The sequence below is a fragment of the Pseudomonas sp. p99-361 genome (assembly GCF_003935475.1).
Taxonomy (GTDB): Bacteria; Pseudomonadota; Gammaproteobacteria; order Pseudomonadales; family Pseudomonadaceae; genus Aquipseudomonas; species Aquipseudomonas juntendi.
On the sequence record NZ_RHQO01000016.1, the window covers coordinates 63,995 to 78,351 of the forward strand.

17 protein-coding genes and 2 tRNA genes are annotated in these 14,357 nt (G+C 60.2%); 9 read left to right on the forward strand and 10 right to left on the reverse strand.

Annotation, left to right across the window (positions count from 1 at the left end; genetic code table 11):
• Nucleotides 1-110: 110 nt before the first annotated feature.
• Both EGJ22_RS10045 and EGJ22_RS10050 read right to left on the reverse strand, forming a co-directional pair.
• On the reverse strand, nt 111-428 hold the full coding sequence (locus EGJ22_RS10045; RefSeq protein ID WP_009682121.1) for an SCP2 sterol-binding domain-containing protein: 318 nt from the start codon (nt 426-428) through the stop codon (nt 111-113).
• Nucleotides 429-484: 56 nt separating this feature from the next.
• Nucleotides 485-1,195: a histidine phosphatase family protein gene (locus tag EGJ22_RS10050; RefSeq protein ID WP_029884992.1), complete on the reverse strand. Its 711-nt coding sequence runs from the start codon at nt 1,193-1,195 to the stop codon at nt 485-487.
• 196 nt (nt 1,196-1,391) lie between these two features.
• Here EGJ22_RS10050 and sohB point away from each other — a divergent pair, with 196 nt between their 5' ends.
• From sohB to EGJ22_RS10065, 3 genes are all read left to right on the forward strand, one after another.
• Entirely contained in the window at nt 1,392-2,417 is a 1,026-nt protein-coding gene (gene sohB / locus EGJ22_RS10055; protein ID WP_009682123.1) for a protease SohB, read from the forward strand.
• 153 nt (nt 2,418-2,570) lie between these two features.
• Nucleotides 2,571-2,644: transfer RNA gene (locus EGJ22_RS10060), tRNA-Cys, on the forward strand.
• Nucleotides 2,645-3,049: 405 nt separating this feature from the next.
• On the forward strand, nt 3,050-3,550 hold the full coding sequence (locus tag EGJ22_RS10065) for a GNAT family N-acetyltransferase (RefSeq protein ID WP_009682124.1): 501 nt from the start codon (nt 3,050-3,052) through the stop codon (nt 3,548-3,550).
• A 36-nt stretch (nt 3,551-3,586) separates the two neighbouring features.
• On the opposite strand, the gene EGJ22_RS10070 is transcribed toward EGJ22_RS10065, so the two are convergent.
• Nucleotides 3,587-4,306 (reverse strand): SOS response-associated peptidase family protein, encoded by a 720-nt coding sequence (locus EGJ22_RS10070; RefSeq protein WP_064314304.1) that lies wholly within the window; start codon nt 4,304-4,306, stop codon nt 3,587-3,589.
• Between the two features lie 102 nt (nt 4,307-4,408).
• Here EGJ22_RS10070 and EGJ22_RS10075 point away from each other — a divergent pair, with 102 nt between their 5' ends.
• Together EGJ22_RS10075 and EGJ22_RS10080 are read left to right on the forward strand one after the other, a co-directional pair.
• Complete coding sequence (locus EGJ22_RS10075; protein ID WP_009682126.1) at nt 4,409-4,837, forward strand: LexA family transcriptional regulator; 429 nt, start codon at nt 4,409-4,411, stop codon at nt 4,835-4,837.
• Nucleotides 4,827-6,101, forward strand: a complete 1,275-nt coding sequence (locus EGJ22_RS10080; protein ID WP_029886327.1) for a Y-family DNA polymerase — start codon at nt 4,827-4,829, stop codon at nt 6,099-6,101. Before EGJ22_RS10075 ends, EGJ22_RS10080 begins: the two co-directional genes overlap by 11 nt.
• A 60-nt stretch (nt 6,102-6,161) precedes the next feature.
• On the opposite strand, the gene EGJ22_RS10085 is transcribed toward EGJ22_RS10080, so the two are convergent.
• From EGJ22_RS10085 to adhP, 3 genes are all read right to left on the reverse strand, one after another.
• The gene (locus tag EGJ22_RS10085) at nt 6,162-6,503 is read right to left on the reverse strand and encodes a hypothetical protein (protein ID WP_009681233.1); all 342 of its coding nucleotides are present in this window, start codon (nt 6,501-6,503) and stop codon (nt 6,162-6,164) included.
• A 107-nt stretch (nt 6,504-6,610) separates the two neighbouring features.
• Nucleotides 6,611-6,847, reverse strand: coding sequence for a hypothetical protein (locus EGJ22_RS10090; protein WP_033690011.1), 237 nt, complete (start codon nt 6,845-6,847; stop codon nt 6,611-6,613).
• Between the two features lie 511 nt (nt 6,848-7,358).
• Nucleotides 7,359-8,369 (reverse strand): alcohol dehydrogenase AdhP, encoded by a 1,011-nt coding sequence (gene adhP, locus EGJ22_RS10095; protein ID WP_029886326.1) that lies wholly within the window; start codon nt 8,367-8,369, stop codon nt 7,359-7,361.
• Between the two features lie 401 nt (nt 8,370-8,770).
• On the opposite strand from adhP, the gene EGJ22_RS10100 reads away from it, so the two are divergent.
• Entirely contained in the window at nt 8,771-8,974 is a 204-nt protein-coding gene (locus EGJ22_RS10100; RefSeq protein ID WP_029886325.1) for a hypothetical protein, read from the forward strand.
• A gap of 1 nt (nt 8,975) precedes the next feature.
• On the opposite strand, the gene EGJ22_RS10105 is transcribed toward EGJ22_RS10100, so the two are convergent.
• Both EGJ22_RS10105 and EGJ22_RS10110 read right to left on the reverse strand, forming a co-directional pair.
• Entirely contained in the window at nt 8,976-9,389 is a 414-nt protein-coding gene (locus tag EGJ22_RS10105) for a DoxX family protein (RefSeq protein ID WP_009681230.1), read from the reverse strand.
• Between the two features lie 104 nt (nt 9,390-9,493).
• Nucleotides 9,494-9,578, reverse strand: a tRNA-Leu gene (locus EGJ22_RS10110).
• Between the two features lie 269 nt (nt 9,579-9,847).
• Here EGJ22_RS10110 and EGJ22_RS10115 point away from each other — a divergent pair.
• Genes EGJ22_RS10115 through EGJ22_RS10125 form a run of 3 tightly spaced genes read left to right on the forward strand, consistent with a single transcriptional unit; the run spans nt 9,848 to nt 12,824 of the window.
• Nucleotides 9,848-11,008, forward strand: coding sequence for a nitrogen regulation protein NR(II) (locus tag EGJ22_RS10115; RefSeq protein ID WP_029886324.1), 1,161 nt, complete (start codon nt 9,848-9,850; stop codon nt 11,006-11,008).
• A gap of 5 nt (nt 11,009-11,013) precedes the next feature.
• Nucleotides 11,014-12,459: an ATPase domain-containing protein gene (locus tag EGJ22_RS10120; RefSeq protein ID WP_029886323.1), complete on the forward strand. Its 1,446-nt coding sequence runs from the start codon at nt 11,014-11,016 to the stop codon at nt 12,457-12,459.
• A gap of 11 nt (nt 12,460-12,470) precedes the next feature.
• Nucleotides 12,471-12,824 carry a response regulator gene (locus EGJ22_RS10125; protein WP_009683196.1) on the forward strand — a complete coding sequence of 118 codons (354 nt, stop codon included), beginning with the start codon at nt 12,471-12,473 and terminating at the stop codon, nt 12,822-12,824.
• Between the two features lie 42 nt (nt 12,825-12,866).
• On the opposite strand, the gene csrA is transcribed toward EGJ22_RS10125, so the two are convergent.
• Together csrA and EGJ22_RS10135 are read right to left on the reverse strand one after the other, a co-directional pair.
• Complete coding sequence (gene csrA, locus EGJ22_RS10130) at nt 12,867-13,064, reverse strand: carbon storage regulator CsrA (protein ID WP_009683195.1); 198 nt, start codon at nt 13,062-13,064, stop codon at nt 12,867-12,869.
• A gap of 253 nt (nt 13,065-13,317) precedes the next feature.
• Nucleotides 13,318-14,340 carry a DNA topoisomerase IB gene (locus EGJ22_RS10135; RefSeq protein WP_054913452.1) on the reverse strand — a complete coding sequence of 341 codons (1,023 nt, stop codon included), beginning with the start codon at nt 14,338-14,340 and terminating at the stop codon, nt 13,318-13,320.
• Between the last annotated feature and the right edge of the window lie 17 nt (nt 14,341-14,357).

The window sequence follows — 14,357 nt, forward strand, 5'->3', positions numbered from 1 at the left end:
GTGTTGCTGTACGATCAGCTGCCTTGATGCAGCCAGTGATGGGTTGGGCAGGCAAAAAAAAACCGAAGCCGGTCAGGCTTCGGTTTTCGATCATGCGCTGTTCCCGGCCTTCAGGATGGGAACAGTTCGCTCAACTTCATCGACAACATCATGTCGCCTTCTACGCGCAGCTTGCCGCCCATGAAGGCCTGCATGCCGTCGGTTTCGCCACTGACGATGCCCTTCAGGGTTTCGCTGTCCATCACCAGGGTGCAGTTGGCATCCGGGTTTTCACCTTCCTGCAGTTCGCAGGTGCCGTCCTTGACGATCAGTGCGTAGTGCTTGTCTTCATCGGTGATGTTGAAGCCGAACACCAGGTCCAGGCCGGCGGCAGCGGATGGGTTGAACTTCTCTTGCATCTTTTTGACGGCATCAGCTACGGAGGTCATGGCGCATTCCTTATTGAGTGATTTACACGTCCCCGCAGGGACATAACTAGCCGGCTTTATCGGTAAGTGACAAGCTCCGGCGCCCTCAACAGCTGCACATGGGCCTGGCTGTTGAAGGAAGCCAACGCCACGTCGCGGCCGCGAAACTTCAGCTGGCTGAGCGACGTGTTGATGATCTGCCAGTTCAGCGCGAACGCCTGGCTGGGGGTGATACGGGTCACCAGGTGGAGCAGGGCAGCAATGGTGCCCCCCGAGGTGAAGATAGCGATGTTGTCGCCGCTGCCGGCTGCATCCAGCACGCGTTGCAGGCCGGCGTGCACACGGCCGGTGAAGGCCTGCCAGGTTTCCAGGTCATCGCCGCCGTGCTCGCCATCGTGCCAGCGCTGCACCATCAGTGCGAACAGGCGCTGGAACTCGCTGCGGTGCTCGGCACCGTTGCGCAGCACTTGCAGCGCATCGGGCTCTGCCGGCAGCAGCCCAGGCAGCATGGCCCGGATAACACCGTCGGCATCGAACTCGTTGAATGCCACGTCGGTCTCTACAGCGGGTACCGGGCAACCCGTGGCGTGCAAGGCCTGCAGCGCCAGGCGCGCGGTGTCCTGCTGGCGGCGCAGGTCCCCAGCTACGCAGCGGTCCAGCCGCACGCCGAGTTGGGCCAGGTGTTCGCCCAGCGCCAGGCTCTGACGTTCGCCCACTGGCGAAAGTACGTCGTAGTCAGCGGCACCGAAAGAGGCTTGGCCGTGTCGGATCAGGTAGAGGTTGCCCACGGAAGGTTCCGGCCTGTAGGAGGTTGCTGCGAGGTTAGGACGCGGCACAGAGGCTGTCAACGAAAAACATACAAGCGTTTGAAAAGGTTGTTTGAAAGATGTTGCCAGCGTTTGCGTACGCTGGCAGCACGCCAGATGCACCGGTATGCTTGCAACAGTTACGCGCCGTGATGGCGCTGGTATTTAAGGAGTCAACGTGGAGTTTCTTGCCGAATACGCAAGCTTTCTCGCCAAAACCGCCACCCTGGTCATCGCTATTCTGGTGGTGTTATCGGCCATCGCCGGGCTGCGTGGCAAAGGGCGGCGCAAATCGGGTGGGCAATTGCAGGTCACCCGTCTGAACGAGTTCTACAAGGACCTGCGCGAGCGCCTGGAATCCGGCTTGCTCGACAAGGCCCAGCTAAAGGCGCTGCGCAAGCAGCAGGCCAAGGCGGAGAAACAACAGAAGAAGGGCAAAGGCAAGGCCGACGAGCAGGGCCGCGTGTTCGTCCTGGACTTCGATGGCGACATCAAGGCCTCGGCCACTGAAAGCCTGCGCAATGAAATCACTGCCCTGCTGACCCTCGCTACCGCACGCGATGAAGTGGTACTGCGCCTGGAAAGCGGCGGTGGTCTGGTGCACAGCTACGGCCTGGCCGCCTCCCAGCTGGCGCGCATTCGCCAGGCAGGCATCCCGCTGACCGTGTGCATCGACAAGGTGGCTGCCAGCGGTGGTTACATGATGGCCTGTATCGGCGACAAGATCGTCAGTGCGCCATTCGCCGTACTGGGTTCGATCGGCGTGGTGGCGCAACTGCCCAACGTCAATCGCTTGCTGAAGAAACACGACATCGATTTCGAGGTGCTGACCGCCGGCGAATACAAGCGCACGTTGACCGTATTCGGCGAAAACACCGAGAAAGGCCGGGAGAAGTTCCAGGAAGACCTCGACATCACCCACCAGTTGTTCAAGGACTTCGTTGCCCGCTATCGCCCGCAATTGCACATTGACGAAGTGGCTACCGGTGAAGTGTGGCTAGGTGTGGCGGCCCTCAACCGCCAGTTGGTGGATACCTTGCAGACCAGCGACGAGTACCTGAGCGAACGTGCCCGCAACGCCAACCTGTTCCACCTGCACTATGCCGAGCGTAAAAGCCTGCAGGAGCGAATCGGCGTGGCAGCCAGTGGCGCGGTGGAGAACACCTTGGTGGGTTTGTGGAGCAAACTCGGCCGCCTGCGCTAACACCTTGAACCCGTTGAAATTTTTTTTCGTCGAGGGGGTTGCAAGGTTAAAAGAATGAAGACATAATGGCGCCCATCGAAACGCAGCGAACTTTGAAAAAGGTTCAGTGTTTCAAGGGGATAGCAAAGCGCAAGCTGCTATGTCCGACTTTGAGGCCGAGTAGCAAAGTGGTTATGCTCCGGATTGCAAATCCGTCTACGCCGGTTCGATTCCGACCTCGGCCTCCACCATTCGAAAGCCCCGCAGATTAACGTCTGCGGGGTTTTTCTTTGCGCGTCAAAAAATGCCAAATGTTCCTAAACTAAAGGCAGCCCTACGCCTGATGCCTGTCAGTTAAGCGTTACTGGGGCTGCTTTGCAGCCCTTCGCGGGCACGCCCGCTCCCACACGTTTCAAGCGCTGAACTCAGGAAATGCGCGATCCCCTGTGGGAGCGGGCGTGCCCGCGAAGGGCCGCAAAGCGGCCCCAAATTACGTAACTGACAGGCATTAGCCCTACGCCTGATTGCGTACTGCTGAGCCCCGGCCAAGACGCTGTCTTGCGCCCCTTACGAGGCGCACGTGCGGGCTGGCCGAAATCAAGCTGTTGCTGGCATGCTTGTCTGCGCACGAAAGGGAGCAAAGGGTGCCCGTAATGAATCGTTCTTGCACTACCTACTACTTGGAAATGACTTCGGCTTCAGACCTGCAGGCAAAGCCCCAGCGGCATGACCTACAGATTATCGAGTGCGAAGTGCCTCAGGCGCTATTCAACAAATTCCTCTACCAGCTCGTAGGCGCGTCCTGGGAATGGGGCGATCTTGATACCTGGCATGACGCCGATTGGCAGGCACTCGTTGAGCAGGATTGCCATCGAACGTGGGTTGCCTACCACCGAGGTGCAATTGCCGGCTACTACGAGCTTTATCGTCCCGATGGCCGTAACAGTGAGATCCGATATTTCGGGCTGGCGCCGCAGTTCATAGGGAGCGGGTTCGGCGGGGCGCTGTTGAGCCACGCCGCCCTATCTGCATGGGAGTGGCCTGGCACAGAGCGGGTATGGGTGCACACGTGCACACTTGACCATCCTGCTGCCCTTCAAAACTATCAAGCACGGGGATTTCGCATTTACAAGCAGGTGGAGGAAGCAGGCTAATGAGCGCCTGCGAAGCGGGAAGCCCGGCTACCCGCTTCAAAACCCCAGGTCCCCCTGACGGCCCCGATCATTGGTAGGCTCTATCAACTCCGCCCCCTCGTTGCGAGCATTGCCCACTGCTTTTCCAACCGGAAACCAGCGGAAATCCTGTGCGGGGCGGCAGCCTTTTTCGATGATCGTCGCCGCACGTTGCGCCGATGTGGCGGGGTCCAGCCATTCCCTTGCCAGTTGCGGCGTCAGCACCAGAGGCTTTCGGTCGTGGATGTCGATAAGCCCCTGGTCTGCGGCTGCAGTGATGATCACGAAGCCATCGCGCTCATCCGGTGCCACGCCGTGGTGCACCTCTGCCAGCGCCGCAAAGAAAAGCGGGCCGCCGTCGGTACTGGTGATGTAGCAGGGCTGCTTGCGCTTTGGGTCCGCTGGATCCGCGAGCCACTCAAACCAACCATTGGCAGGCGCCAGGGCTCTGCCGTTCGGCCAAAGCGCCTTGAAGAACTTACCTGTTACTGCCGTCTCGGCTCGAGCATTGATCGGATCCGGGCGCTTGCCTTTGGCCCAGGCAGGCGACCAACCCCACTTGACCCGATCCACGTACAAACCGTCACCACGCTGGCGAACGAGTTCCACGCGCGTGGACGGCGCAACGTTGTAGCGGTTGATCGGCTCGTGGTCGTAGCCATTGATCACCACCAGGTCCAGCGCGAGCTGGCGCAGGTAGTGATCCATCGACTCGTAGATCGAGTAGCGCCCGCACATAATCCACCTCTCGTCCGTCAGAATTTTCGCCGTGCGTGATTGACCGCATGCCCAATGCCGGATTTACTGTATATGCATACAGTTTGCATTGGACTTTCCGTCATGACCATCACCTATCTCGGTCCGCCGACTGGCGGCACCGAATCCTTCCCGCAGTACTCGTTCCACGTTCCGGCCGGTTTCCCTTCGCCTGCCGCAGACCACCTGGAAGGCCATATTTCCCTGGATGAGCTGTTCGACATCCGCGCACCCCATGTGTATCTGGTGAAAGTTGAAGGCGACAGCATGCAAGGCGCTGGCATCTACTCAGGTGATCTGGTCATCGTAGACCGTGGCCGTGAGGCGGAGCACGGCGACATCGTCATTGCCGCGGTCAACTGCGAGCCGGTGTGCAAGCGCCTGCACCGCCGCGACGGGGTGGTGATCCTCAAGTCTGAAAACCCCGCTTACCCGGCGCGGTACATCATGGAAGGGGATGACTTCGTGGTATGGGGCGTTGTGCGTTACAGCGTTCGTGACCATGCGCAGTGACCCGGTTTTCGCGCTCATCGACTGCAATGCGTTCTACGCGAGCTGCGAGCGTGTGTTCAGGCCCGACCTGGCCAAGACCCCGATCGTGGTGCTGAGCAACAACGACGGCTGCGTGATTGCCAGGTCATACGACGCAAAACCCTTCGTGAAGATGGGCGAACCGTATTTCCAGGCCAAGGACAAATTACGCCGCCACGGCATCAAGGCCTTCAGTAGCAATTACGCGCTGTATGGCGACATGAGCGAGCGCGTCATGTCGCTGATCGAGTCGATGGTGCCTGCCGCCGAGGTCTACAGTATCGACGAGTGCTTCGCTGACCTGTCCGGAATTCAGGGCGACCTGACCCTGTTTGGGCGAAATGTGCGTTCAAGAGTCTTTCAATGCACGGGCATCCCGGTTGGCGTTGGCATCGCCGGTACGAAGACGCTCGCCAAGCTGGCCAACCATACGGCCAAGCGCATACAGGCCCAAACGGGCGGGGTTGTGGACATTACCGATGCGTTCAAGCGCGACTGGGTGCTCCGCAATACCAAGGTGAAGGAGGTGTGGGGTGTTGGCCGGCGCATGGCCGCGCACTTCGAGGCAATGGGCATCCATACGGCGATGGACCTGGCCAGGGCCGATGCCTGGACGCTGCGACGCAAGTTCAGCGTGGTCGTGGAGAAAACGGCCCGGGAGCTGGCCGGTACGCCCTGCCTTGAGCTGGATGAGGTCGAGGCGCCGAAGCAGGAAATATGCTGCAGCCGCATGTTCGGCAGGCGGCTTGCTGACCTGGCGCCGATCAAGCAGGCAGTGGCCACCTACGTGGGCCGTGCGGCGGAAAAATTGCGTGCCCAGGGTTCGCTGTGCAAGCGCATGCGCGTCAGCATCCGCACCGGCATGTTCAACCCGCAGGAGCCACACCACGCCCAGGGAGCATTGGTGGAGCTGCCCTATCCGACCTGCGACACACTGCTCATGACCGGGCTGGCTACGGCAGCGGTCGAGCAAATCTTCCGCCCCGGGTTTCGCTACAGCAAGGCCGAGGTGCTGTTGATGGACCTTCGACAACCGGGCGAATTTTCAGAAGATCTTTTTGCCCTGAAGCAGTCGGTGGCGTGCGACCGATTGATGGCGGTCATGGACGACATCAATGGGCGCTGGGGGAGGGGTACAGTGCGCACTGCCAGTGTGCCCGCGGTGCCGGATTGGGGCATGAAGAGGGAGATGATGAGCCAATCCTACACGACGCGAATTGACCAGTTGTGGAAGGTAAAATGCTGAGTCGCGCCTCGGCTTGAGTTCTCCGCAGGCTAAAAGCCTGCGGAGGGTACGTCGGTTAGCTCAAAACCCTGTTTGACCGTTGTTGTACAGGATGGTGTAAGAGTCATCGGTTCTTGGCTCTATCATGATGGGCATGCCGAACAGCTCGCCTCGGCATTGGCATTCACTGATCTTGCAGCGAGGCACATCACCTCGCCTGAACACCCTCCATAAGGCCTCATCGTGTATCAGGATGCGCTTGACCAAGTTCCCTGGCGCCTCGCTGACCTGCGCAACGTAGTGGTCAAGATCACAACCGAAATACGGTATGGTAACTTCTTGTACAAAGCCGATATTCACACCATGCTTCTCGAGATCCTGCCTGATACGCTCGATCACCTCTTCTGCTTCACTTTTTATCATGATGGGTATCTCACGTTGCGTGTGTTCATCAAGAACTTTAGCTCACGCGGCGGTGATGCCCTGGTCACTCTGTCGGATTTTTGTGCGCAGCAGCGAGTAACGTAGCGCTAGCCTTCCGGCAGGCTCGTTCCACAGATGAATTCCTTCGACCCCAGCCGGTGTGACCCATGCTCGACCACATAGCCCGCGCCGCGCCGCCGCGCCTCTGCCTGTGCTGTTTGCTGGTCGGCATAGACATCGACAAAATGCCAGGGGTAGCGGTCTCTTAGTACACCCCATCCAAGCACCCAGCCTGGACGGCTGGGGTCTTGGGGAAGAATTCTGGCCAGGCTGCGAATGGTCATTGCTGTCTCCTGCAAGTACAAGCCGTACAGACCATTCAAAACCCTCACGTCGAACAGTGCGAGATTTTTCTTTGAACCTGGTATGCCGGTGATCGGTCAGCTTCACTGAAGGGAGTGGTCTGTATCAGGTTATTTCCCAGCGTACTGTTGAAATGTTTCTCAGCTATGGTTGAACGTAAGCGATGTTCACCAACGACGGAGTCAGGAATGGATTATTCCAGCATGGTTGAATCGTTGGACAAGATTCTCAAAGAAGCGGCTGCCGATTGCCCGCATGAGGGTGGGCCGGCCAGCCCAGTGTTTGCCGGTGCTGGCAATCATCAATGTACCCGTAGCCATGCGTGCGCAACGTCGCCACTCGTGGACGGGGTGACCCCTTTGCTACAGGGCATGAACGCGCGGTCGAACTTGAGCGTTGCCCCAATGGGCAGAAACTGACCGGTGGAAGCGAAGCCCGCAACGGATTGTCTGCGGGCTGTGCAGTGGTAATGTTCGGCGCGTAGTCAGCAGGTCAACCTTCGAACTGGATCACCATGCGGCCTTTGATCTTGCCTTCCAGCATCTCGTCGAAGATCTGGTTGATGTCTTCGATCGGCCGGAGTGTCACTTTGGGCACGACTTTGCCTTCTGCGGCAAACTGGAAAGCCTCCTGCAAGTCCTGGCGGGTGCCCACCAGCGAGCCGACTACTTCGATGCCGTCCAGTACCAGGCGGGGGATGTTCAGGTTCATGGCTTCGGAGGGCAGGCCGACCGCAACCAGGCGGCCACCGGCACGCAGGGCGTCTACCGCCGAGTTGAATGCGGCTTTGGCTACTGCCGTAACCACGGCTGCATGGGCACCACCGGTCTTGGCCTGAATGACTTTCGCTGCATCCTCGGTGCGGGGGTTGACCACCATGTCGGCGCCCATCTCGCTGGCGAAGCGCAGTTGCTCGTCGTTGACGTCGATGGCAATCACTTTGGCGTTGAACACATTCTTCGCATATTGCAGGGCCAGATTGCCCAAGCCACCGAGGCCATAGACGGCGATCCACTGGCCGGGGCGAATGTTGGAGCTTTTCACGGCCTTGTAGGTGGTGACGCCGGCGCAGGTGACGCTGCTGGCCGCTGCAGAGTCGAGGCCATCAGGCACCTTGACCGAGTAGTCGGCCTTGACGATACAGGCCTCGGCCATGCCGCCGTCGACGGTGTAGCCGGAATTCTTCACTTCGCGGCACAGTGTTTCGTTGCCACTGGTGCAGTATTCGCAGTGCCCACAGCCCTGGTAAAACCAGGCAACGCTGGCGCGGTCGCCGGGCTTGAGCGAAGTGACACCAGGGCCTACCTCCTGAACCACTCCAATGCCTTCGTGACCCAGCACGACACCGGTCTTGTCACCGAAGTCGCCATTTTTGACATGCAGGTCGGTATGGCATACCCCGCAGCATTGCATCTTCAGCAGCGCTTCGCCGTGTTCCAGTGGGCGCAGGGTTTTCTCGACAACGTCCACGCGACGGCCTGGCGCAACAACAGCAGCTTTCATAGGAGCCTCCGTGTCTATCCGAATGAGCTTGGGTGATGGCCGGATCAGCATAGACCTTGCGCGGGAGGGGAAAACTGCTCCAGATCATGAGGGTGAGCAGCCACAGGCTGTCGAACAAAGAAAAGCCCGCGGCAAATGTGCGGCGGGCTGCAAGAACGTACGGAGCGGGGTCAGTGTGCGCAAGCAGATGTCGGTATTTCGTGAAGCGCAGGTGATCAGCCTGTCATTTGGGGCGGAGTCATTGGCGGGGCGAAAAAAAGCCCGCCATGAAGGCGGGCAAGCAACGTTTGAAGGGAGAGCCTGCAGATTGGGCTGGTGGCATTAACGGTGCATTAATAGCCCCCATTGACCCGGCACCTCGATCGGCCTATACAGGCCTGCCAAACACTTCAGGAGCCAGCATGCGCGACCAAGACGACCTTCACGAGCCGGAGCACGATCATCTGCTCGATCACGAATTCCTCTATGGCGACGACGTGGAACACGAGGCGGACGCCCAGGGCGCCGAAGATGAGCTGGAGGAAGACGAAACGCCGGGTGACTTCGATGACCTTGATGAAGAGCGGCTCGAGCACCCGGCGTGGTTCGATGACTGCGACGACTGACTCAGCGCCCGTCTACGGAGAAGCGCCCAGGGCCGCTCACGGCCAATAGCAGCAGGCCACCCATAATGGCCATGTTCTTCAGGAACTGGGTCATGTTGGCACTGCGTTCGGGGTCGACCATGTTCCAGAAAGGGTGGCCGATCAGCGCGGTGCCCAGCACGAACAGCGCGAACAGCGCTGCCAGTGGCCGGGTATAGAAGCCAACGATCAGCAGGATGGCGACCACGAACTCCATCAGTACCGCAATTGCGGCCGCCAGCATGGGGGCGGGGGCACCCAGGGAGGTCATGTAGGCGACGGTCCCGTCGAAACCGGTCAGTTTGGCCCAGCCTGACAAGACGAACAGGATCATCAACAGCACGCGGGCAAGCAGGATGATGATGTCGCGTTGACCATCGAATAGGGAGTAGCGCATGGCGGCGTTCCAGTGGGCGAATGTATGCTCCACTTTAGCAGCTGCGCAAAACATTGCTGCCAGACGCTAAAAAGGCGCCATGCAGGCGCCTTTTCAGGGGAATTTGGTGCGAGTGGCGGGACTCGAACCCGCAAGGCTCACGCCGACAGATTTTAAGTCTGCTGTGTATACCAATTCCACCACACTCGCACGCTTGAAGGGGTCGTGAACGACCGGCTCGCTTCTAAGCAGAAGGGCTTTGCAATCAAGCGCGCTTTATAACCCATTGTTATAGTTGAGTCAACCGCAGCACCTATGATCTACAGATCAAAGGGCAGTTGTAATGGGCAATTGACACGTTGCAGTCATTAAGCCACTGTTACCGATTGGTTGGATCCAAGAGTGTCAAGGGATGGCTCAAGGCTGGGCACACCGGGTTACGTTCATTTTGTCCTTCCTGCTGTGCCAGTGGAGTATGCATGGTTTCAGCTGATAGCATCGACCCCCCCGACATGCCCGCCCACCGTTATGAACAGCTGGTTCAGTCGGTGGTGGACTATGCCATCTACATGCTCGACCCTTCTGGGCATGTGGTGTCGTGGAATGCAGGCGCGCAACGGATCAAGGGTTACCGCGCCGACGAAGTGGTCGGCCGGCACTTTTCGCTGTTTTTTACCCCGCAGGACTGCGCTGACGGCCGCCCTGAGTGCCTGCTGCGCCAGGCGCTCGAGCAGGGTGTGGCACAGGATGAAGGCTGGCGGGTACGCAAGGATGGCACGCAGTTCTGGGCGTTGGCCGCACTGGATGTGATTCGCGACGAAGACGGCCAGATCGTCGGCCTTGCCAAGGTCACCCGTGACATTACCGACCGTCGTGAGTCTGCCATGCAACTGGATGCCATGCGCGCCCAGCTGTTCCAGGCGCAGAAGCTTGAGGCGCTTGGCCAGTTGACCGGTGGCCTGGCGCACGACTTCAACAACATGCTGACCATCATTCTCAGCTCGGCACGCCTGGCGCAGACTACCCAGGACCCGGTGCGGGCGCAGCGCATGCTGCAGCACATCATCGATGCCGGGCAGCGCGGCACCGAGCTGACTCAGCAATTGCTCAGCTTCGCCCGCCACCGCCAGCTCGATGTGGCCAGTGTTGCACCGGCTGCCCTGGTTGCCACCACCCGTGGCCTGCTGGAGCATGCGTTACCCAGTGCGATCACGCTGACGGTGGTGCTGCAACCGGACCTGCCGCTGATCGAAGTCGATGCCGGGCAGCTGCAAATGGTCTTGCTCAACCTGTTGTTCAATGCCCGCGACGCCATCACCGGCAATGGCCATATCGACCTGAGGGTGGAGCTGGTCGACTTGGCCGGCGAGGTAGAAGGGCTGCACGGCCGCTTTGTGTGCTTTGGGGTGGAGGACAGTGGCGAGGGTATCGCGCCCGAAGTGCTGCCACGCATCTTCGAGCCATTTTTCACCACCAAGCCCTTTGGCAAGGGTACTGGCCTGGGCCTTAGCCAGGTGTACGGCTTCGCCAGGCAGAGCGGTGGCGCTATTTGTGTCGATAGCGCGCCGGGTCGTGGAACTTGCATGCAACTTTATCTGCCAATGTATCAGAATCAGGCACTCAGCCCACTCGACAGGTAGACAACATGGCACAGGCACTCAGGCGGCTGATAACGGGCATCGACGGGCTCGATGCGTTGCTCAGGGGTGGCCTGGTGGCTGGCGCCTCCTACATCGTTCAAGGGCCACCGGGTGCCGGCAAGACCATTCTTGCCAACCAGCTGGCCCATAACCACGTGCGTGACGGTGGTCGGGTGCTGGTGGCTACCTTGCTCAGCGAGTCACATGAACGCTTGTTCCAGTACCTGTCAACGCTCGCGTTCTTCGACCCGGGGTTGATTGGTGACCAGATCCAGTTTGTCAGCGCTTTCGACACCCTGGAGCAGGAAGGGCTGGAGGCTGTGGTGCGCTTGCTGCGCCAGGAAATCGCCCGGCAAAAGGCCAGCCTGCTGATCGTCGACGGTGTGCTCAATGCCCGCGCCCGTGCACACACCACGCTCGACACCAAGAAGTTCGTTTCCGAACTGCAAGGCCACGCGGCGTTCGCGGGTTGTACCGTGTTGCTGCTGACCAGCGCCCGGCTGGAGGAGGGGAGCCCTGAGCACACCATGGTCGATGGGGTCATCGAGCTGGGTGAGCAGTTACTGGGCAGCCGTGCCGTGCGCCATGTCCAGTTACGCAAAACCCGCGGCAGTGGAGCGTTGTCGGGGCGCCACGAGTGCCTGATCGACGAAGCCGGCATGCACGTGTTTCCGCGCCTGGAAGCGCTGTTCAGCCACCCCAGCCAGGTCGCCAGCGGCAATGTGGGGCGCGTCACCAGCGGGGTACCCACGTTCGATGAAATGCTCGGCGGCGGGCTGGCGAACGGTTCGGTCAGCTTGTTGATCGGCCCGTCCGGTATTGGCAAGAGCTCGTTGTGCCTGGCATTTCTTGGCGCCAGTACCGCGCAAGCGCCAGGCTTGCATTTCGGCTTCTATGAAACGCCCGAGCGCCTGCGCAGCAAGGCCGCATCGCTGGGGTACGACTTTGCCGCGATGGAGCAAAGCGGCAGTTTGCAATTGTGTTGGCAACCCACCACAGAGGGGTTGCTCGACCAAGTGGGCGCGCGGCTGCTGGAGCGGGTCGCCGCACTGGGCAGCAAGCGCGTGGTGATCGACAGCCTGGGGGCATTCAGCCGCCTGGCCACCGACCCGGCCCGCCTCAATGCGTTCTTTCGCGCGTTGACCGGTGAGCTGCGCGCGCGCGGCGTCAGCGTGATGCTGACCTGGGAAATGCGCGATATTTTCGGCGCCGAGATCAGCGCACCGGCGCCGGACCTGTCGAGCATCGTCGACAACCTGATGCTGATGCGCTTTGTGGAGCTGGACTCGCAGCTGCGGCGTATGCTGTCGATCCTCAAGGTGCGTGACAGCCACCATGACCCGGCCTTGCACGAGCTGCTGATCGGGCCCCAGGGCATAACGCTACATAAGGCATTCGCCGGCAACAGCGGGGTGCTTTCGGGTACGCCGGTGCCGCAGGACGGCGGGTGACAGGCGGGGCAATGAACACCATTCTGATCGTCGATGACGAATACTTGATCGCCGATATCCTGGCCTTCGCCCTGGAGGAGGAAGGTTACGAGGTGAAAAAGGCCATCAACGGCAAGAAGGCGCTGGAAATGCTTGTGGCCGAGAGCGTGCAGTTGGTGATCACCGACTACATGATGCCGGTGCTCAATGGCGAGGAGCTGGTGCGCGCCATGCGTGACTGCTCGGCGCTGCGCGAGGTGCCAGTCATTCTCATGAGTGGCGCACAGGCCAGCCAGGTCTGTCCTGCCCTGTTCAAGGCCATTTTCGACAAGCCATTCGATATGGACAAGATGATTGCGAAGGTGCGTGAGCTACTGAAAGCCTGAGGCCTGCGGCCGAGCGCATCCATGCGCTTGGTCAGCCGGGATTCACTGTGAATCGTCGTGCTTTTCCGGGGCTGGGCTGCCGGCCTGGATGCGCTTGAAGATCTCTTCCCGATGGACCTGTACATCTTTCGGTGCATCGATACCGATCCTCACCTGCATCCCTTTGACGCCCAGAATGGTGACTTTGATGTCATCATTGATGACGATACTTTCGCCAACCTTACGGGTGAGTATCAGCATGTAGTTCTCCTTGGTGATAATAAAGTCCGCATGGCTAACTGCCGCGGCGGCGGGAGCGGGTCCCTGTTCCTTCTCATTAAAGACGCTTTCGGCGGATAGTAATTCCCCGACAGAAAAATTCTGTTGCGTACCTTCACTTGCAGGTGCCAAAGCAAACCGTCAGCGATTTGTCGGCCAAGGTGCTCGGTGGCAAGAATAGGGCCGTTGGCGGCCAATGGGAAATTTCTTCGCATCATGGCTTAAATAGACAGGCTTAATGACCGTCCTGTTCCTCTAGGGCTTGAAGAAATACCAGCAAAGCCACCTCTTCAGGGTCCAGGCCTTTGCGTATGCGGTGCTTTGGCAAGTCCGCCAGGCGGCCCAGGGCGTAGTGTTCGAGTACGGCGGGGTGGATGTAACAGCGCCGGCAGACCGCCGGGGTATTGCCTAGGCGCGTGGCCACCTGGCGAACGATGGCGGCCACCTGGCGTTTGGCCTCGGCCTCCGGTTCCCAGGCCAACGGCCTGAGCAGGTCCAGCGCCAGGCTGCTGCCAGCCCAGGTGCGGTAGTCCTTGGCGGTGAAGTCGGCACCTGTGAGTTGCTGCAGGAACTGGTTGACCTCGGCCGAGCCGACGCTATGGCGCTGGCCGTCGGCATCCAGGTACTGGAACAGCGCCTGCCCGGGCAGTTCCATGCAGCGCTTGAGCAGGTTGGCCAGGCGCCGGTCATTGAGGGTGACGTTGTGCTCGACGCCGCGCTTGCCGCGGAACTGGAAGCGAATGCTGCTGCCCTTGACCTCTACGTGGCGGTTGCGCAGGGTGGTCAGGCCGTACGACTGGTTGTCGCGCAGGTAGCGCTGGTTGCCAATGCGGATCAGCGTGTGGTCCAGCAGGCTCACCACCAGTGCCATGACCTTTTCCCGGTCCAGCCCTGGGCGTGCCAGGTAGGTTTCCAGTTGTGCGCGCAGTTTCGGCAAAACCTGGGCGAAGGCCAGCATGCGGCCGTACTTGTGCTGGTCGCGCAGTTCGCGCCATTGCACATGGTAGCGGTATTGCTTGCGGCCACGCGCATCACGGCCGGTGGCCTGCAGGTGGCCCTGGGGGTCGGCACAGATCCACACGTCGGTGTAGGCCGGGGGGATCACCAGGGCGGCAATGCGCGCCAGGGTGTCCTTGTCGCGGACCCGTTCGCCATCGGCGTCCAGGTAGATGAAGCGGTCGCGCCAACGGCGCCGGGTCAGGCCTGGCTGGCTGTCTTCGACATAGTGCAAACTGCGCGGCAGAGGGCAGTCGAGCATGGTGTTTGGCCTCGATC